The 18,720-nt window shown below is 69.9% G+C and carries 16 protein-coding genes; 7 read left to right on the forward strand and 9 right to left on the reverse strand.

The window, feature by feature from the left end; translation table 11 throughout:
• Positions 1-56 precede the first annotated feature (56 nt).
• Together AC1VWI_RS07320 and AC1VWI_RS07325 are read right to left on the reverse strand one after the other, a co-directional pair.
• A complete protein-coding gene (locus AC1VWI_RS07320; protein ID WP_499510120.1) occupies positions 57-620 on the reverse strand; it encodes an NADPH-dependent FMN reductase in 564 nt (187 codons plus the stop codon).
• A 538-nt stretch (positions 621-1,158) separates the two neighbouring features.
• Complete coding sequence (locus tag AC1VWI_RS07325; protein WP_499510121.1) at positions 1,159-2,118, reverse strand: helix-turn-helix domain-containing protein; 960 nt, start codon at positions 2,116-2,118, stop codon at positions 1,159-1,161.
• A gap of 304 nt (positions 2,119-2,422) precedes the next feature.
• Between AC1VWI_RS07325 and AC1VWI_RS07330 the strand changes: the two genes are divergently transcribed.
• On the forward strand, positions 2,423-2,839 hold the full coding sequence (locus AC1VWI_RS07330) for a MerR family transcriptional regulator (RefSeq protein WP_499510122.1): 417 nt from the start codon (positions 2,423-2,425) through the stop codon (positions 2,837-2,839).
• Between the two features lie 196 nt (positions 2,840-3,035).
• On the opposite strand, the gene AC1VWI_RS07335 is transcribed toward AC1VWI_RS07330, so the two are convergent.
• Complete coding sequence (locus tag AC1VWI_RS07335; protein WP_499510123.1) at positions 3,036-3,791, reverse strand: SDR family NAD(P)-dependent oxidoreductase; 756 nt, start codon at positions 3,789-3,791, stop codon at positions 3,036-3,038.
• A gap of 619 nt (positions 3,792-4,410) precedes the next feature.
• On the opposite strand from AC1VWI_RS07335, the gene AC1VWI_RS07340 reads away from it, so the two are divergent.
• Positions 4,411-4,839, forward strand: a complete 429-nt coding sequence (locus tag AC1VWI_RS07340; protein WP_499510124.1) for a hypothetical protein — start codon at positions 4,411-4,413, stop codon at positions 4,837-4,839.
• 180 nt (positions 4,840-5,019) lie between these two features.
• On the opposite strand, the gene AC1VWI_RS07345 is transcribed toward AC1VWI_RS07340, so the two are convergent.
• A complete protein-coding gene (locus AC1VWI_RS07345; RefSeq protein WP_499510125.1) occupies positions 5,020-5,742 on the reverse strand; it encodes a CocE/NonD family hydrolase in 723 nt (240 codons plus the stop codon).
• Between AC1VWI_RS07345 and AC1VWI_RS07350 the strand changes: the two genes are divergently transcribed.
• Positions 5,716-6,204, forward strand: a complete 489-nt coding sequence (locus tag AC1VWI_RS07350) for a hypothetical protein (RefSeq protein WP_499510126.1) — start codon at positions 5,716-5,718, stop codon at positions 6,202-6,204. The two genes, AC1VWI_RS07345 and AC1VWI_RS07350, sit on opposite strands and share 27 nt — an antisense overlap.
• Before the next feature lie 1,017 nt (positions 6,205-7,221).
• On the opposite strand, the gene AC1VWI_RS07355 is transcribed toward AC1VWI_RS07350, so the two are convergent.
• Both AC1VWI_RS07355 and AC1VWI_RS07360 read right to left on the reverse strand, forming a co-directional pair.
• A complete protein-coding gene (locus tag AC1VWI_RS07355; RefSeq protein ID WP_499510127.1) occupies positions 7,222-8,646 on the reverse strand; it encodes a flotillin family protein in 1,425 nt (474 codons plus the stop codon).
• Positions 8,647-8,705: 59 nt separating this feature from the next.
• Positions 8,706-9,209 carry an NfeD C-terminal domain-containing protein gene (locus AC1VWI_RS07360; protein WP_499516739.1) on the reverse strand — a complete coding sequence of 168 codons (504 nt, stop codon included), beginning with the start codon at positions 9,207-9,209 and terminating at the stop codon, positions 8,706-8,708.
• A gap of 678 nt (positions 9,210-9,887) precedes the next feature.
• Between AC1VWI_RS07360 and AC1VWI_RS07365 the strand changes: the two genes are divergently transcribed.
• The 3 genes from AC1VWI_RS07365 to AC1VWI_RS07375 all read left to right on the forward strand — a co-directional run bounded on the left by AC1VWI_RS07365 (position 9,888) and on the right by AC1VWI_RS07375 (position 12,972).
• A complete protein-coding gene (locus AC1VWI_RS07365; protein ID WP_499510128.1) occupies positions 9,888-10,592 on the forward strand; it encodes an NPP1 family protein in 705 nt (234 codons plus the stop codon).
• A gap of 195 nt (positions 10,593-10,787) precedes the next feature.
• The gene (locus AC1VWI_RS07370) at positions 10,788-11,885 is read left to right on the forward strand and encodes a MerR family transcriptional regulator (protein WP_499516740.1); all 1,098 of its coding nucleotides are present in this window, start codon (positions 10,788-10,790) and stop codon (positions 11,883-11,885) included.
• 328 nt (positions 11,886-12,213) lie between these two features.
• Positions 12,214-12,972 (forward strand): SDR family NAD(P)-dependent oxidoreductase, encoded by a 759-nt coding sequence (locus tag AC1VWI_RS07375; RefSeq protein WP_499510129.1) that lies wholly within the window; start codon positions 12,214-12,216, stop codon positions 12,970-12,972.
• A 63-nt stretch (positions 12,973-13,035) separates the two neighbouring features.
• Here AC1VWI_RS07375 and AC1VWI_RS07380 read toward each other — a convergent pair whose 3' ends face one another.
• On the reverse strand, positions 13,036-13,464 hold the full coding sequence (locus AC1VWI_RS07380) for a pyridoxamine 5'-phosphate oxidase family protein (RefSeq protein ID WP_499510130.1): 429 nt from the start codon (positions 13,462-13,464) through the stop codon (positions 13,036-13,038).
• A gap of 176 nt (positions 13,465-13,640) precedes the next feature.
• Here AC1VWI_RS07380 and AC1VWI_RS07385 point away from each other — a divergent pair, with 176 nt between their 5' ends.
• A complete protein-coding gene (locus AC1VWI_RS07385; RefSeq protein WP_499510131.1) occupies positions 13,641-16,739 on the forward strand; it encodes an ATP-binding protein in 3,099 nt (1,032 codons plus the stop codon).
• On the opposite strand, the gene AC1VWI_RS07390 is transcribed toward AC1VWI_RS07385, so the two are convergent.
• On the reverse strand, positions 16,720-17,511 hold the full coding sequence (locus AC1VWI_RS07390) for an ABC transporter permease (RefSeq protein WP_499510132.1): 792 nt from the start codon (positions 17,509-17,511) through the stop codon (positions 16,720-16,722). The genes AC1VWI_RS07385 and AC1VWI_RS07390 overlap by 20 nt on opposite strands.
• Positions 17,508-18,476, reverse strand: coding sequence for an ATP-binding cassette domain-containing protein (locus AC1VWI_RS07395; RefSeq protein ID WP_499510133.1), 969 nt, complete (start codon positions 18,474-18,476; stop codon positions 17,508-17,510). The genes AC1VWI_RS07390 and AC1VWI_RS07395 overlap by 4 nt, the downstream gene beginning before the upstream one ends.
• Positions 18,477-18,720 lie beyond the last annotated feature (244 nt).

The following is an 18,720-nucleotide window of genomic DNA, read 5'->3' on the forward strand; positions in this document are numbered from 1 at the left end:
CGTCCGATACTTCAGCAGGGCGGACCGGGGAGACGGGGCACTCGGACAGCGGCTGATCAGGCGTCGGCGCGCAGCGGCTGCAGGGCCTTCGACCAGCTGACGACCTGGTCGAGCATGGCCTCCACGGTCGACTGGTGGTGCGGGCCCGGCTTGAAGACGCTGTAGTTCTCGAAGTCGGCCAGGAGGGACAGCGCGACCTGCGCACGCACCGTGGCGATCTGCAGCTCGCTCGCGATGAGGCGGAGGTGCTCCACGGCGCGGGTGCCACCGCCGGAGCCGTAGCCCACAAAGCCCGCGGCCTTGTTGTTCCACTCCGTGTACAGGTAGTCGAGCGCGTTCTTCAGGGCGCCCGTGGTGGAGTGGTTGTACTCCGGGGTGATGAACACGAAGCCGTCGAACTCGGCGATCCTCGACGCCCACGCCTTGGTGTGGTCGTTCTGGTACTGCCCGAACGACGGGGGCAGCGCCTCGTCGAGGAGCGGCAGCGGATGGTCCGCCAGGTCCACGAGCTCGAACTCCGCATCGGAACGCTGCTTGGCGATACCGAGAACCCAGTCCGCCACGGCGGCTCCGTTGCGCCCCGGGCGGGTACTGCCGAGAATGATCGCGATCTTGGTCATGTCGTGCCTTTCGTCGGTACGGCGCACCTCAGGCACGGAAGTTGTGCCCGGCGCCGGGATGTGACGCGCGCCGTAAGCCCCCGCACGGTTCCGGTATGGAGTCCACCGAGGAAAGCGCACGCGAGGTGGCCCTCCCGGGGCACCCCCCCTCGTCGCGTAGCTCGCAGGCTCGGCGCCAACGACGTCGTCGGCAGGGACAGTAGGACGAAGCAATCGAGAAGGGCAACCAGGGCAAAATGCCGGATGTATCCAGCGATGGACGTAAGTTGCCCGCTGGCGCACCGCCAGAGTCAGGCGCTGGTGAGCCGCCCGCCGGTCGCCTTCATCCGCAGCGTTCGCCCGCCGACGGGGGTGCGTGGCGTCCGCAGCACGTCATGCGGCCGAGGCGCCGACGCTCAGGGCGGCCGACTCCTCGAGACCAGGCGTCGGACCAGAATCCTTGCACGGCGAGGCAAGTCGGCGGGCGGATCCGTGCACACCAAGGCAATACGACGGCCAGCTTGCCGCTTACCTTGGCAACATCGGAGAATTGGTCCGTTCAGTCTGCCGCTTGTTCCGATCGCCACTCGCGGGGGCTCATGCCGTACGCCGCTTTGAACACGCGACTGAAATGGGGTGCGCTGACGAACCCCCACCGGTGAGCGATCGCCTCGATCGTCATGAATCGATGCACGGGCGAGGCCAGTTCCCTCTTGCACTCTTCGAGGCGCTGAGCCCTTATCCAGTCGCCTAGTGCGATTCCCGCACGGGACAGGGTCAGGTAGAGCTGACGTACGGAAACATGATGCTCGGCGGCGATACGTGCGGCAGTCAGGTCGGATTCCGCCAGATGGAGACGGACGTATTCCTTGACGCGCTGAAGAAGTGTGTTGTGCAGAGGCCCTCCGGCCAGGTCGGCACGGCCGAGGCTCGTAGTGGCCACCGCCCTGATCAGGTCGACGCAGGGCTGCGCGAGCAAGGCGGCCTCAGCCTCGCCGACAGCGGCCCGGTTACGGGCCAACCGAGCGAAGAACGCTGCCGCGGCACCTACGAGCGGGGGCTCCGAGCCGATTCGCGCACCTGCGACCTGACCGAGCAGGGACGATCGGAGCCCCAGGATGTGCATGGGAACGCGAACGACGACCGCATGCACGGTGCCGCCGAAGAATATCTCATAGGGCTTCGCATTATCGATCACCGTGAGATCGCCCGTTCGGATCACTCCATGCTTGCCTCCCTGTCCCAACCGGGTGACCCCCGTTTGCTGTAGAACGACGAAGACATGCGGCACCATGTCCTCTTTCACAGCAGCGGTTGCCCGCCGGAGGCCGGCCACGTTCCAGTCGATTCCCGAGACTTCCACCGCACCCAGCGTGTTGATGTTCGCAACTGCCCTCAGGCGCGTCGGGTCCGAAGGAAGGTTCACCTCTATTCGGCCGTTCACCGACCGCGAGAGTTCACGGATGGCATCCGCGCGATCACCGGGAGCCAGCGAATTGACATCAAACCGGATTGCCATGCGAGCTCTCTCCCAAACCGACCGCGAGCAGGCGTTGCCAAGCAGGTCTCCCACGGTACAGCGGCCAGTGGCCTACGCTGCGATTTGCGTCATATTGTGCACGAATGAATTCGCGTGGCTTTGCTGCATTCCTTCGGACAGGGAGGACCGGATGGGCCCGAGCCGATGAGTGCCGCGGATCGCCGGGCCTCGATCAACGCCAGTGGCCGAGTAGGGTGAAGGTTCAATAGCAGACGGCAAGGTCGCCCACCTGCGCGACGACGAGGCACACCGTCCGCGCGACGCCTGGCAACGGGAGGGCAATGTGAAGATCGGAGAACTGGCCGCGAAGACCGGTGTCGCGCCGCGGCTGCTTCGCTACTACGAAGAGGTCGGCATCCTGACGCCGTTCCGGAGCCCCAACGGATACCGCACGTACGGCGAGCCGGCCATCGACCGCGTACTGCAGATCCGCGAACTCCTCGAAGTCGGTTTGACGACGGAGATGATCCGCGAGGTCCTGCCCTGTTTCGAGTCCGCCGAGGGCGATGCGCACGCCCGGGAGTGCCCGGACGCAAAGGACCTGGACGGTCTGCGACGTCAACTCAGCAGCATCAAACGGCGCATCGACGTGCTGCAACGCAACCAGCGCGCGATCGAGGCATACCTGCGCTTCCAGGAGGACGCCACGGCCGCCACGCCTACGACCACGGATGGAGTCCTGGTCTTGGTCGCGGAGTGACAGCGGCGGGACTCACGCGGCGTAGCGCTCACCTGTCGGCCGACGCTACCGGTGCGGCGCGAGGCTGAAGCCACCGGCGAGGCGACGGCGGGCCGGAGGACGCCGCAACGGACGGAGCCACCAGTGGCGGGGCTCCGGTCCCGTCAACTGTCGTCGTGACACCGGAGCCCCGCGCGTCATGGGTGCTGCTCCCGAGTCAGATGCTGTATCCGCCGTCGACGGCCAACCGGGCGCCTGTGATGTACGCAGCGTTCTCACTGGCGAGGAAGACGACCGCCTTGGCGATGTCCTCGGTGGTGCCCATGCGCCCCAGCGGTGTCATGGCCACCTGCGGGGCGGCGTTCGGCCCGTCCGCGGGGTTCATGTCCGTGTCGGTCGCACCGGGCTGTATGACATTGACGGTGATGCCGCGCGGGCCGAAGTCGCGCGCCCACCCGCGGCCGAGCTGGTCGATCGCCGCCTTGCTCGCCGCGTACTCGGCGACGCCAGGGACCGGGACGCGGTGGGCGACGAGGCTTCCCACCAGGATGACGCGCCCGCCGTCGGGCAGATAGCGCGATGCGGAATGCGTGGTGACGACGGTGCCCATCACATTGGTGGCCATCATCTGCTGGACCCCTTCGAGGAGGTCCAGGTCCAGCTGGTCGACGGTGCCCATGACGGCTACTCCGGCGGAGTTCACCAGCACGTCGATCCGGCCGCCCAGGAACTCGGCAGCCTGTTCGACAGCGGTCGACGCCTCGTGGGGAACGGACTGGTCCGCCTGCACGGCAAGCGCCTTCGCCCCGAGAGCGGCCAGGTCGGCGACGACCTCTTCCGCCTGCTCGCGCGACGTCCGGTAGGTGATGACGACGTTTGCACCCTCGCGCGCCAGTTCACGAGCGATCCCCGCACCGATTCCCCGCGACCCTCCGGTCACGAGCGCAGTCCGTCCTGTCAGAGCCTTGGGCATGGCGATGTCTCCTTGCGCCGTTCAGTTGGCTTGCAGCTACTGAACCGAAGCTAAAGGTTGACATTAGTGTGAACGTCAAGCCGGGACGCCGTGACGCCCGCCACTCGCACTGCCGAGACCGCACCCGTCGGCGAACACCGGGAAGTTTGGATTCGGCACCGCCCCAGATTTCAAGTTGTCCAATTTTTCGATCCTCGCTGCTCGGGCCGCATTTGTTGCGCCGGAATGCCCCACCAAGGGAATCCGAAATGGCATGTTCTTTGCCAAATTTGGCTCGATTGAATGAATTAATTTTATCCCGTCCCGCAACGCTTCATCGACGTTGAGAGCCCGTGCCGGATTCACTCCAAGGTGTATCAACGCGGAACCCGGGAAATCTCGCACAGCGGGACGACATGGGGCCTGAGCTCGGGAAACGCCAGGGTTGCGGCCTCCTGGGCACCGTCGCCCATTTCTCGGTGGTGCCCGTTTGGCCGACTTTCACCGCGAAGCGTGAATGACTTCCGGATGGGCATCGGCTAGCTTCGGTCTCGCATCAGGAAATTCCTATCTCCAAGGGAGGAATGCAGTGAAAGGTCTTGCTCGAGCCGCGGCTACGGTGGCATTGGCGGTATCAGCCATGGGGGTTCCCCTGGCCGGTACGGCGCTGGCCACTTCCGCGACCTGTTCGGGGGATGGCTGGGACAACGGCTACGGTGGCCGGGGCCATGACCGCGGAGACCACGGCCGTGGAGGCTACGGCCACGGAGGTCACGACCGCGGGAACTACGGCCGCGGGGGGTACGGCCGTGGAGGCTACGACCGCGGAGGGTACGGCCGTGGAGGCTACGGCGGTGGCGGCTACGGCCGTGGAGGCTACGGCGGTGGCGGCTACGGCCGTGGAGGGTACGGCGGCTGGGGCGAGCCCTTCGGCTCCTTCAGGCTGACCAACAAGTCGCTCAACTCTGCGCACGTGAAGGCCCGTAACGAATCGCTGTCGGCCAACGTCGCCTCCCCGGCGGCAGTCGCACAGTCCGAGGCGGTCCAGGCCATCAACATCCGTCAGTAGCTCCCGAAGCCGACCGTCGTCCTGGGCGACCTGCCGGTCAGGGACCGGTCACATGCGAAAGGGGCAATGGGCGAAGGCCTGACCGCGGCCGATCCTGACGGGTCGGCCGCGGTCAGGCTCGTCCCGTCATGGCCGGCCATGCTCCGCGTTGGAGTGCCCGGCCATCAGTATCGGTGAGGCTCACTCCGCCACCGGCAGCACCAGCCGTGAGGGGCGGTCTGCGGCGTGGTGGATACGGCGCGGGCCCGGGGTGTCGGGGGCCTCCCAGCGGGGATGGGCGGAGGCGGTCACCTGGAGGCGGAGCCGGTGGCCCGGGCGGAACACGTGCGCCGCGGACCACAGGTCGACGCGGACCTCCTGGGGGTCCGTCCCGCCCGAGCCTTCGGCGCGGGCGACGCCGTCGGCGAGGTTGATCGACGTGCCGTCCGGGTGGACGTCGCACAGCCGGGCCACCCAGGCTGCGGGGCCGTCGCTCGTTGTGGTGAGGACCGCGGTCATCCGGCCGGCGACCTCCAGGGGGGCGGTCAACAATGGACCGGTCCAGGTCAGCACGTCGGGCCGGGCCTCGATGGCGCGCTGGTCGAACGGGCCCGCGGGATACGCGTCGGTCAGCAGCAGGGTGCCGCCGCGGACCGGCACGGGGTCGGCGGGGTCGTGCACGAAGCAGGCCGGCGGCTCGTCCGTGCCGGGCGGCTCGGGCGACAGTGTGCCGGAGGCGCGGAGGAACCACGTCGTCCCGGTGGTCGGGGGCGGCCAGCGGTCCGGCCGCCGCCAGACGCTCGCGCCCGTCACGAAGACCAGGACCGCAGACTCCGGTGCGTCCAGGTAGTCACCCAGCCGCCCGTCGGGGTGGGCGACGTCCTGGTCGCCGCCGACATGACCGAGGACCTCACCCCCGCGCACCGCGAGGAGATGGTCGGGTTCGTCACCCGGCGGCTGCTCGACGGCGACTGGATGCGCGCCCTGGACCCGCGCGACCCCGTCGCCCCGTTCTCCGACCGCCCCGACCACGGCGCCGCCGGCGCGTTCGCCGCCTGGCCCGGCGCGACCGCGTACGGCCTGTGCCGCCTGGGCCGCCCGGACCTCGCCGTCGGCATCCTGCGCCGGGCGCACCGCACCACGTCCGGCGCCCTGTGGGGCCAGGCCATGGAGGTGACCCCGGACGGCACCTACCGGGTCGCCGAACGAGGCGTCTCCAACCGCGAGAGCGTGGCCGCGGTCGCGGTCACCGAGGCCGTCCTCGCGGGCCTCTTCGGCATCGCAGCGGAGGTGCTCCAGCCCGGTGCGCCACCCCTGGAGAACGCCTTCGGACGCCTCACCGGCGTCCGCGCGGCCGGCCACGACCTGCCGGGTCGCAGCGCCTGATCCGGCGCCCAGCCGGTCGTCGCTGGGCTCGCGACTGCCGAGCCCAACGACGACCGGTTGGGGGGATGACACACCGGGAGAACGGCCGTCCGGCAAAGGTGAGCCGCACCCATTCCGCCTACGCCACGATGGCGTGGATGACCCACATCAGGGCCACTGCCGCCTTGAAGCCGTTCCTCCCTCTGCTTGTAAGCTCCCCGCAACCGGGGACGTACAGGGATCCCTCGAGCTCGAGGGGGAAGCGTGCTGGACCCGGCCACGGAGGACATAGCGCGAATAATTCGCCATTACGGGATGGTCCTCCTCGCGGCGGGAACGGTGATCAGCATTGCCCGCTGGGGATGGAGACGTTTCAGGCCGGCCGGCGCTCCCTACCAGCGGACGTACGTGGAACTGATACCGCTTCTCGCGGGAACGAGGGCGTTTTTCGACGGCGCGCTGGTCCTCTGGGAGGTTCCGCCTTCGGTCTCCCGGTGCTGGGCATGCTGATTCTCTTCGTGCGCATGTGCATCATTTTGGCGGAACGGGCCAACCGGCGCTTTCGGCCGGCAGCCGCCGCGAGGCGCCAGGCCGTGGTGTGGCCGACTCATGCGTGGCCGGCACGACGATTGCGGGCGGTTCAGTCGCAGGTCAGGGCGGACCGACAGCGACGCTGCCCAGCCATGAGCCCGTCACTCCTGCCAGCATCGGGCACAAGGCCCCGGACAGCTCTTGAAGCATGCGGTCCAGCCAAGTAGATGCGCCGACGCCTTCATTACCCGCCAGGACGCCTCCCAGTCGTAGGGCCGGCGTATGCGGTCGGCCCCACTCGAGAGGCCCTTCGCCACGTCGTCCACGTCCGGGTCATTTTGGGCGGCGCGGGCCCCTGTGTCGCAGAACGTGGCGTACGCCCACACACCCACAGGCGTACGCCCACACACCCACCCCTTCACCGTCTCGCCGGGGGGCCTGTGCCTGCACACAGCCTGGCCTTGCCGGCGCCGGCCTGCGCAACCCCCAGCCTCTCGCCGTCATACGTCAGCCGGTGATCTCCACCCGTCCATTGGGCGCCTCAGGGTGTACCGGCGTCTCGGATCCGCGCTTGGTGATGCCCTTGAGCAGTTCGGCGAGGTCGACTCCCGTGGTGGAGCTGAGCAGTTCCATGCCCTGCGCCACGTTGTCCGCGACCGTACGGGTCAACTGGCCGGCGCCGTCGGTAGAGATCACGGTCATCTTGTCCACCGCGGCCAGGGGCTCGGACGCCTTGGCGACAACCTGAGGCAGCACCTCGACCAGCATCTGCAGCACCGCGGCGTCGCCGTACTGGGCAAACGCGTCGGCCTTCTTCTGCATGGCCTCCGCCTCCGCCGACCCCTTCGCCGCGATGGCCGCGGCCTGCGCCTCGCCCTCGATCCGTACGGCATCGGCGAGTGCGGCGCGGTGTGCCTTCTCGCCTTCACCGGTCAGCCGGGAACGCTGGGCGTCCGCCTCTGCCTCCTTGACCAGGGCGATGCGGCGGGCCTCGGCCTCCTGCTCGGCTTGGTAGCGCGCGGCGTCGGCGGGCTTGCGGACCTTGGTGTCCAGCTCACGGTCGGTCAGCGCGGCCTGCCGGGCGGCGACCTTCTCCTTCTCGGCGAGGACTTCCTGACTGCGGGCGGCCTCGGCGAGCGGGCCGGCAGCAGCGGCGCGGGCAGCGGCCTCGTCCGTCTCGGCCTTGATCTCGGCCTGCTTGAGCGCGAACGTCCGCTGGGCGATCGCGATCTCCTCCTCGGCCTTGAGCCGGGCCTGCTCCGACGCCTGCCGCGCCACCGCCTCGGCGATGTCCGCCTCCTGCTTGGCGCGGGCGGCCTCCGGGCGACCCAGGTCCTCCAGGTAGGAGCCCTCGGTGGTGATGTCCTGGATCTGGAAGGCGTCCAGCACCAGGCCCTGCCCGGACAGACTGGCCTCCGCCTCCTCCGCCACCTGGCCGGCGAACGCCGCACGGTCGCGGATGATGTCCTCCACGGACATCCGCCCGACGATGGAGCGAAGAGCACCGGACAGGACTTCCTGGGTGAAGCCGACGATGCCGTCCTGCTGCATCAAGAAGCGCTGGGCCGCCGCCCGTATCGAGTCCTCGGTACCGCCGACCTTGACGATCGCGACACCCTCCAGGTGGGCCTTCACCCCTCGCAGCGTGACCGCGCCGCGCACGGCGACGGGGATGTGCCGGCTGGACAGGTCCAGGGTGAACTTCTGCTGGACGAAGGGCACGACGAACACGCCACCGCCGACCACGACCTTCTGGCCGCTGTTGTCGGTGAAGACCCGGCCGGTCTCCGGGTCGGTGGACTTCTTGCCCCGACGGCCGGTGACGATGAAAGCCTCGCTGGGGCCCGCGACCTTGTAGCGGGTGATGACGACGAGGGCGAGCAGTACGACGAGTACGACGATGCCCACCACAGCGGTGAGTACAGGGCTCATGCAGGAATCCCTTGATCGGAACAGCAATGACGAAGACGTGGTACGGACGCCTCGGGCGTTCAGTGATCGACGGGACGCACCGCGACCGATGTGGTCGACAGTGCCTCCTCGACCCACACCCTGGTGCCCCGCGGCAGCGGGGCCGTGCTCCTGGCGGCGAGCTTCACCGGCTGGCCGGCCAGGAACGTCAGCACCTCGCCGTAGCCGTCCGCCGGAATCGCGGTGACCACCGTGCCCGAGCCGCCGATGAGATCGTCGCCACGCGGCGCCGGCGAAGTCCCCCCGCGCATCAAGGCCTGACCGAACCTCCACGTCAGCCATCCCGCCACGCCGCCGGCAACCACCCCCACCCCGGCGGCGAACGCCGTTCCGAGTCCGGTGGTGCCCAGGACGATCGCGCCGGCGAAGCCGAGCATCGACACGAATCCCGCGATCACGGGCAGGGACAGCAAACCGTCCAGGCCACCGAGCCCGTCGAAGAGCCCATCCAGCACGCCGTCGAAGACGAGCGCCAGCGCCAGCACCACCAGACCGGCGATGCCGAGACCGAGAAACCACCCCATCCTGCCCCCACCCCCCAGCACGCCGATCGCCCGAAGGCATCGCGATGGTGTCATGAAGCACAGCGCCGTGACATTGCCGGATCCCGGCAATCTTTACGTGTTCTTTACGACCTGCTGACGGCCCCATTGCTGCCGGCGGGTTCTCGGCGGTGCCGTAGGCGCGGACCACGACCGCGACGGCGTCGGAGACCGCTCCGCCAAGGAACCGAAGTTCATCCGCCGGGCGTTCGGCGGCGGCATGACGGCCACGGCCGCCGGCCGGATTTTTCCGGGGCGCACTCGTGGCGTCCCCGGTTGGTCGGTCAAAACACAGCGATATTTAATTTCCCGGCATCTTCTCCTTACCGGAAGCCGGGACATGTCGGGAATGCCGATCCAGAAATGTGTTCTTGCGCCACCGGATCAGCCTCGGATAAATTGTCGACGCGTCAACAGGCGGAGGTACAACCGGAGATGAGCCTCCGGCCTTCCGGAACGCCGGGAACTTCGTCGCGCAGAGCGTCAGTCGTCGGGCAGGGGATTCTCAAGCAGAACCCTTGCCCTCTTTCATGTCGAGGAGTTCTCGTGCGCAGCCTTAGGTCAGCGAGAAGGAATCCCGCTGGAACGTCCGCCGGTAATCGGCTTCCCAACCGTCTCCGTCTCGGCGCCGTCGCGACCGCGCTCGGCGCGACGCTGGTCTTGGCCTTCCCTGCCGAGGCGAACGCCTCAGTCCTGCAGCTGCTGCCCCAGAACGCCGACGGCCTGGAGCAGTCCTTCTCCCCGGCTTACGACTACGACAAGGACGGCTGCTACGCCACGGCCGCCATCGGCGCCGACGGCACGCTCAATCCCGGCTTGAAGCTGGGTGGGGACGTCAACGGGCACTGCCACGACTACGCCCAGCTGGCCAACGCCAACACGTACTCGCGCGAGAAGTGCAACAACGACTGGTGCGCAGTCGTCTACGCCAGTTACTTCGAAAAGGACCAGGCCACGCTCGGCCCTGCGGCCATCGGCCACACCCACGACTGGGAGCACGTCGTGGTCTGGATCCACAACAACCAGGTCGAGTACGTCTCGGCGTCCCAGCACTCCGGCTACCAGATCGCCGCCCGCTCCGCGATCCGTTTCGACGGCACCCACCCCAAGATCGTGTACCACAAGGACGGCGCCTCGACACACTGCTTCCGCTTCGCCAACACCAACGACGAGCCGCCGGAGAACGCCACCGGAGGCTGGTTCTACCCCCGCCTCGTCGGCTGGGAGGGCTACCCGGCGGGCTACCGGGACAAGCTCATGAACGCGGACTTCGGCTCGGCCACCATCAAGATCAACGACGCCCGCTTCAACTCCACCCTCGCCAACTCCAAGCCCTCCGGCATCCCCTTCGATCCCAACGCCTGAGCCGTGCGCGGACGGCGATCCGCCGGATCGCCGTCCGCGCGGGGCGTGTTCTCGGCGCCGCGGCCGCCGTTGCGAGCTGGGCTGAGCCGTCTCCCGGCTCCGCGCCGGGTTACTCGGACCGCCGCCGTGCTTGGCCCCTTGACCCTCACGTGGCGTCAGGCTGCATAGTCGGGTGCCGTGGAGGACCACTGGACCGTGGGACGCGTCGCCGATTTGGCCGGCGTGAGCGTCCGCACGCTGCATCACTATGACGAGATCGGCCTCGTCCAGCCGTCGGGGCGGACCGCAGCCGGATACCGGGCCTATTCGGCGGGCGACGTGGAGCGGCTGCGGGAAGTGCTGGCCTACCGGCGGTTGGGCTTCGGGCTGCGGGAGGTCGCGGAACTCGTCGGCGACCCGTCCACCGACGCCGTCGCGCACCTGCGCCGACTGCGCGGCCTGCTGCTGGAGCGGCGTGATCGCGCTGACGCGATGGTGACGGCCATCGACAGGGAACTCGAGGCACGGGCGAAGGGCCTGAAGGTGACGCCGGAGGAGCAACTCGAGATGCTCGGCGCACGGCTGTACGACGCGATCGGCGGCGCCTACACCGCGACACGGCGTACCGACCCGCGGATCGCCGCGCAGATCCGGGACGCGCTCGGGGACGCGCGGACGGTGCTGAACGTCGGGGCCGGCACCGGCTCCTACGAGCCTGCTGACCGCGACGTGACCGCGGTGGAGCCATCGGCGGTGATGCGGGGGCAGCGGCCCGCCGGCGCGGCGCCTTGCGTAGCCGCTGCCGCGGAGAGCCTGCCGTTCAGGGACCGGTCCTTCGACGCCGCGATGGCCGTCTCCACCGTTCACCACTGGGGGGATCCGATGGCGGGACTGCGCGAGATGCGGCGCGTGGCCCGCCGCGTGGTGGTGCTCACGTTCGACACCGACGAGCCCGGTTGGCAGGACCGGTTCTGGCTCACCCGCGACTACCTGCCCGAGTTCGCCGCCGTCCTCGCGGATTTTCCCTCGCTCGCCGGGATGGCCGACGCGATCGGCGCCCGGGCTGAGCCGGTACCCATCCCGTGGGACTGCGCGGACGGCCTGTTCGAGGCGTACTGGCGCCGGCCGGGGGCGTATCTGGAGGATCACGTGCGCCGTGCGATGTCGGTGTGGACGAGGGTCGGACCGGAGGCCGAGCAGCGGGCGGTGCGAAGCCTCAGTGACGACCTGGGCTCCGGCCGGTGGACCGAGCGCAACGGCGACCTCGCCGACCTCGACGCCGTAGATCTCGGCCTCCGCCTGCTCATCGCGTGAACCGGTCGCGGCGTCAGCGTCGGCTCCTTGGCGCGGGGCACGGCGCGGGCCCCGTCACGGCGGGTACCGCGCTCAGGCGGCTCGGCGCGGCTCAGCCAACCGCGGGTCGCGACGATGTGATGCTACGTCAGTACGTGGAGCAGCCGCTGAACGCAGCCGTCTAGCGACGGCTCGACAAAAGCCGTTCCGGTACGGACACCCGCCGGGCGGTCGGGGAGGCTGCTCACCTCGCAGCTGCCGGGCCACCCCGTAGCCGCCACGGCATCGGCGGCGGACAACCCGGGGCGGTCATCCCGACGACCCGCGACGACGAGGAGGAACCGGCCCCATGACTGGAGCAACCGGCAGGGTGGCATTGGTGACGGGCGCCAGCAGCGGGATCGGGGCGGCCACCGCACGCCTGTTGGCCGCCCGGGGGATGCGCGTGGTCGTCAACTACCTCCGCAGCGGCAAGGCGGCCGAAGACGTCGTGGCGGACATCGCGGCAGCAGGCGGCCAGGCCATGGCCGTGCAGGCCGACGTGCGCGAGGTCGCGGCCGTCGAGGGCATGGTGGAGCAGGTCCGGGCGGCATGGGGCGGCATCGAGGTGCTCGTGCACAACGCGCTCATCCCGTACGTGGTCACGTCGTTCCAGGAGATGACGTGGGAGGAGCTGGGCGGCAAGCTGGACGCCGAGATGCACGCCGCGTTCACGGTCACGAAGGCCGTCCTGCCCGCCATGACCGAACAGGGCTGGGGACGCATCGTCTACCTCGGCACCGGCCTCAGCCGCCGGCCCCGGGAGGGCATGATCGCGCTCGGCACGGCCAAGGCCGCGCTGGAGCAGTTCGCCCGCTACCTCGCCCAGGAACTGGGGCCGCAGGGCATCACGGTCAACGTCGTCGCGCCCGGTCCCGTGGAGGACACCCGCGTGTCGGCGGACGTACTGGACGAGGCGGTCAAGGAAGGGCAGGTGGCCGCCACCCCTCTCGGCCGCCTCGCGCGCCCGGCGGACGTCGCCCAGGCGGTCGCCTTCTACGCCGCCGAGGACAACGCCTTCATGACCGGCACCACCGCCGCGGTCAACGGCGGGCTGTCCATGTACTGACACGCCGCCGGCGGCCGCACGGCCTTAAGGGAGGGCGCTCGTGCACACGTCGGAACCGGAAGGCTATGCGACCGTGCCGAGATCGGCGGTGAGCCAGCGTTCCGGCCGCATACGGACCACGACGTGATCGGCGAGTTCCACCTCCGCCATGGCCACGAATCTGTCGAGTGCCTCACCCGAGAGGTAGCGGCCGGCCATCTCGCGATGGAGCGCGCTCGTCCCCTCGGTCACTTCGGCGACCGGCCCTTCGACCGATACGTACCGGGGCGTCGGCTCCGTGCGCTGGACCAGCAGGCTGAAGCGGCGCGCCGCGCTGATCAGCGTCATCTTCCGCGAGCCCGCGCCGGTGAGGATCCAGGGCAGGCCGCCGGGCTCGTAGGCGTACCAAATCGGCACCATCAACGGCCCGCGGTCGTCGCCGGCGGCGACGCCCAGCGCGGACACATGCGACTCAGCCAGAAAGCTTGCACGTTCCTCGCGGGAAAGTTCCATGCCTCGACTGTAGGCCCGGCCACTGACGGCACCTCCGCGCGACCAGGCAGACACAGGGCCAAGGGATACCCAGTGGACCGGCTCGTCGCCGGCGAGCGAGAGCGCGTGGCCGCCGCAGCCCCACTCCCCCAGCCCTGAACAGCCGCCCGGGCAAGCGCTGTCGATAACCTGACCGAGTGACGACCGACCTGACTCTCCTGTCGCGCGTGGCCTACCGCGGCCAGGAGATCACCGCGCCCCGGCTGCGCGGGCTGCTCGCGCTGCTCGCGAGCGAGCTGCGCTCCGGATGCAGCACCGCACGGCTGGTGGACGGGCTGTGGCAGGACGAACTGCCGGCCAATCCCGCCAACGCGCTGCGGATCCTCGTCTCCCGGACCCGCTCCCAGCTCGGCGCCGACGTCGTCGTCAGCACCCCCACCGGCTACCGGCTCGCGCTGGCCGAGGAGCAGGTCGACGCTTCGGCGGTGGTCCGGTGTGCCGAGGCGAGCGCCCGGCACACCCGGGCCGGGGATCACGCGGCCGCCCTGGCCAGTGCCGAGGAGGGCCTCGCCTTCTGGGACTCCTCCCCCGACACGGACGCCACAACGGGGGACCCCGTCGCGGAGCTGCGCGCCGAGCGGGCGCCGCTCCACGACTCCCTCATACGCTCCCGCGCGCTCGCCCTCGCCCGGCTGGGACGACGGGCCGAGGCCATGGGGCCGCTGACCGAGGTCTTCGCCCGGACCCCCCGGGACGAGGAAGTACTGGCCGAACTGCTGCGCGCCGAGGCGGCCACGGCCGGGCCGTCGGCGGCGCTCGCCCGCTACGACACGTACCGGCGTGAACTCCGCGACGACCTCGGCACCGACCCGGGCCCCGGTCTCAAGGCCGCGCACCGGCAGCTGCTGCAGGTCGAGGCACCCACGGTCCGGTACGGGGTGCCGCACGATCCGAATCCGCTCCTGGGTCGGGACGAGGATCTCGCGGCCGTGGCCGGGCTGCTGCACTCCTCACGGCTGGCCTCGATCGTCGGCCCCGGCGGGCTGGGCAAGACACGCCTCGCGCACGCCGTCAGCCGCCAGGCGGAACAGCGGACGGTGCACTTCATCTCGCTCGCCGGAGTCAGCACGAACCACGACGTGGCAGGCGAGGTGGCGTCGGCGCTCGGCGGCGGGTCGGACGCGCCCGCCAAAATCGTCGCCGCACTCGGCACCGACCCCACACTCCTCGTGCTGGACAACTGCGAGCAGGTCGTCGAGGGCACCGCCGACCTGGTGCGCGAGCTGGTGGCCTTGTCCAAGGACCTGCGGGTGCTGGTCACCAGCAGGGCACCGCTCGGGCTGAGCTCAGAAGCGGTCTACCAGCTGCCGCAACTGAGCCTGGCGACCTCCATCGAGCTCTTCGAACAGCGCGCCCGGGCCGCACGCCACCACGTCGAACTCCCGCCCACCGCCGTGGCGGAACTGTGCCGCCACCTGGACGGGCTGCCGCTCGCCGTGGAGCTGGCCGCGGCACGGGTGCGGGTACTGACCGTCCCCGAAATAGCCCGCCGCCTCGGTGACCGGTTCGCGCTGCTGCGCGGCGGGAGCCGGGACGCACCCGAACGCCACCGCACCCTGCACGCCGTCGTCGAGTGGAGCTGGAACCTCCTGGAGGAAGACGCCCGGGCGGCGCTGCGGGCACTGTCCGTCTTCCCCGGCGGCTTCACCGAAGACGCGGCGGAGCACCTTCTCGGTGACGACGGCGACGCGCCGTACCTGCTGGAGCAACTGGTCGACCAGTCGCTGCTGAAAGCCGCTGACACCGCGGCCGGAATCCGTTTCCACATGCTGGAGACGGTGCGGGAGTTCAGCGCCGCCCGACGCGCGACGGCCGGGGAGGAACAGGCGGTCACCGACCGGTTCCTGGACTGGGCACGGAACTTCGGACTCACCAACCACGACGCCTTGTTCAGCCTCGAGCCGCTACGGCACTGGGCGCGGCTGCGCACCGAGCAGGACAACCTCGTGCTCGCCCTGCGCCTCGCCCTCGCCCGCGAGGACCACGCCACCACCGCGGCGGCCGGCGCGGTGCTGGCCGGCGTCTGGCTCACCGACTCCGCGAGCTTCCACCGGGTCCTCACCCTGGCGACCGACACCGCGGCGCCCCTGTCCCACTACCGCCCCGACGCCCGGCACACCGACGTCACCCGCACCCTCTGCGCCATCTGCACCGCCGCCCCCTTCATCGGGTACGGCCCGCCCAGGACACGCCACCTGGTCACCCTGCGCCGACTGCCGCCCGCGAAGCCCGACACCCTGCTGGGCGCACTGGCCGTCGTACTGAGCGCCGTCCCGGACATGCGGCCGCCCGGCTACGAGTCCCTGCAGGAACTGTGCGCGAGCGACGCACCCCTGCTCGCGGGCATCGCCGAATGCGTGGCCAGCTACCTCTGGGAGTACGAACACGAGCCGGAACGCGCGCTGTCCTCGGCTCGCCGCATGCTCGCCATGGTCGACGCCGTACCCAACCCGACCCTCAAGCTGCTCGGCCACTCCCGCAGCAGCGAACTGTGCGCCGACGCGGGCCTCGGCGACGAGGCGTACCAGCACCTCCTCGCCGCGCTGGACACCCTGACGCACCTCAGCGACCAATCCCCCACCACGGGCCTGCGCCGCGGTCTCGTCCTCGCCTGCCTGCAGCGCGGCAATCCGGACGAAGCCGAGCAGTGGCTACGGCGCGTCGAGCAGAGCCAGCCGGACGAGCAGACCTCGGACTTCACCACCGACCAGGCCGCCTGGGCCGAGATCGCGCTCGCCCGCGGCCTCACCGAACTCGGCCTCAAGCAATGGCGAACGGCCGTCGAGCGGATACGCGCCAGCGATTCACCCCCCGCCGATCCCGCCGTGGACGCCTGGGCACAGGCGATCGAAGCCCACGCGGTGGCCGCCCACGCGTACGCAGGACGGCTGGAACCGGTCGCCGGACTCGTGGCCGAACTGGAGGACCGGCTGCTCACGCTGCTCGCCGACGGCTCCCGCCCGCCCGGTGAGGTCCTCACCTACGGCACCCGCGTCCTGGCCCTCGGTCTGGCACGGCTCGCCAAGGGCGACCGGTCCGCGGTACGCCTGCTGGCCCTGGCGGAACGACTGCACGTCTCACAGGTCTTCCAGCCCACGATGTCCCTCGACCGCGCCCGGCAGGCCGCCGAAGACGCCGACGGGGCGGCGTACGCCGACGCGGTGTCGGAGTACGCCGCCCTGAAGCGGGACGGGCTGCGGGAGGCGGCCCGCACGCTCATTTCGGATCGCGGTTGAACTGCGCCATCGACCAGCGGTGGCCGAGCACCGTCAGACCGACGCACCACGCGACCGCGATCCACCCGTTGCTGCCGATCTCCGTGCCGAGCAGCAGGCCGCGCAGGGTCTCGATCGCCGGGGTGAACGGCTGGTACTCGGCGATCGGCTGGAACCAGCCCGGCATCGTGTCCGCCGGGATGAACGCGCTCGAGATGAGCGGGAGGAGGATCAACGGCTGCGCGCTGTTGGCGGCCGCCTCGGCGTTCGGGCTCGCCATGCCGATACCGACCGCGATCCACGTGAACGCCAGCGAGAACATCACCAGCAGCCCGAATGCCGCCAGCCACTCCAAGGCCGAGGCGTCCGTGGACCGGAAGCCGATGGCCACGGCGATGACACCGACCAGGACCACGCTGGCGATGCACTGCAGCACGCTGCCCACCACGTGCCCGATGATCACGGAGCCGCGGTGGATCGCCATCGTACGGAAGCGGGCGATGAGACCCTCGCTCATGTCCATGGAGATGTACACCGCCGCCCCGATGACGGTGCTGCCGATCGTCATCATCACGATGCCCGGCACGATGTAGGCGATGTACTCGGAGCGATCGGCGCCGCCGCCACCGATGCCCGCGCTCATCACGTCGCCGAAGATGTACACGAACAACAGCAGCAGCATGATCGGCGCGAGCAGCAGGTTCAGGGTGGCGGACGGGTAGCGCCGCGCGTGCAGCAGATTGCGGCGCAGCATCGTGTTCGAGTCGCGGACCGCGAGGGAAAAGGCGCTCATCGGACGTTCTCCTTGGACTGGTTGGGGACGGTGGCGGGGGCGGTGAGGGCGAAGAACACGTCGTCGAGGTCCGGGGTGTGCACGGTCAGCTCGTCCGCCTCGACGCCGGCCGTGTCCAGCCAGTCGAGGATGGAGCGCAGCTCGCGCTGGCTGCCGCCGCTGGGGATCTGCAGGGTCAGCGCCTCGTCGTCCCGGGTGACCTCGCGCAGCTGGTCGGCGGCGGACCGGTACGCGTCCGGGTCGGTGAAGCGGAGCCGCACGTGCCCGCCCGGGATGAGCCGCTTCAGCTCCTCCGCGGTGCCCTCGGCGGCGATCTTCCCGTCGTTCAGCACCGCGATCCGGTCGGCGAGCTCGTCGGCCTCCTCCAGGTACTGGGTGGTGAGGAGGACGGTGACGCCGCTGGAGACCAGCTCGCGGATGATCTGCCACATGGTGTGGCGGCTGCGCGGGTCGAGGCCGGTCGTCGGCTCGTCGAGGAAGATGATCCGCGGGTTCCCGACCAGGGTCATGGCGATGTCCAGGCGCCGCTTCATACCACCGGAGTAGGTGGAGGCGGGCTTCTTCGCGGCTTCGACCAGATCGAAGCGCTCCAGCAACTCGGCGGCGACCCGCCGCCCTTCACGCTTGGACAGGTGGTGCAGGTCCGCCATCAGGAGCATGTTCTCCTCGCCGGTGATCAGACCGTCGACGGCGGAGAACTGCCCCGTGACGCCGATCCCGGCACGTACCGCCTGCGGGTCGGCGGCGATGTCGTGCCCACCGACGCGGACCTCGCCGGCGTCGGCGGTGATGAGGGTGGAGAGGATCTTGACGACGGTGGTCTTGCCGGCGCCGTTCGGGCCCAGGAGGGCGAAGACCGTGCCCGCGGGCACGTGCAGATCGATGCCGTCGAGGACCAGTTTGTCCCCGAAGGACTTGCGCAGCCCCGTGGCTGCGATGGCGGATGCGTCGGTCGTTGTCATCATGCGACGGAGTCTGCGGGGCGCCGCGTTCAACGACCTTTCAGCGCGGTTTCACCAGCCCCCGCGAGCGGCAACGCGGTGAAATGCGCTGGTCAGCGCAGCGACTGCGTCAGGTGAGGGCCCCGCCGGGGAGCCCCGCCGGCTCGGGACAGCGCACCGGCGCAAGAGCGGGGCCAGAACGCCTCGAAGAACTGCGTAAGGCCCCCATCAGCATCGATGGGGGCCCGTACGCAACCGGTGCACGTCA

The sequence above is a fragment of the Streptomyces sp. TOM-9 genome, from assembly GCF_056858595.1.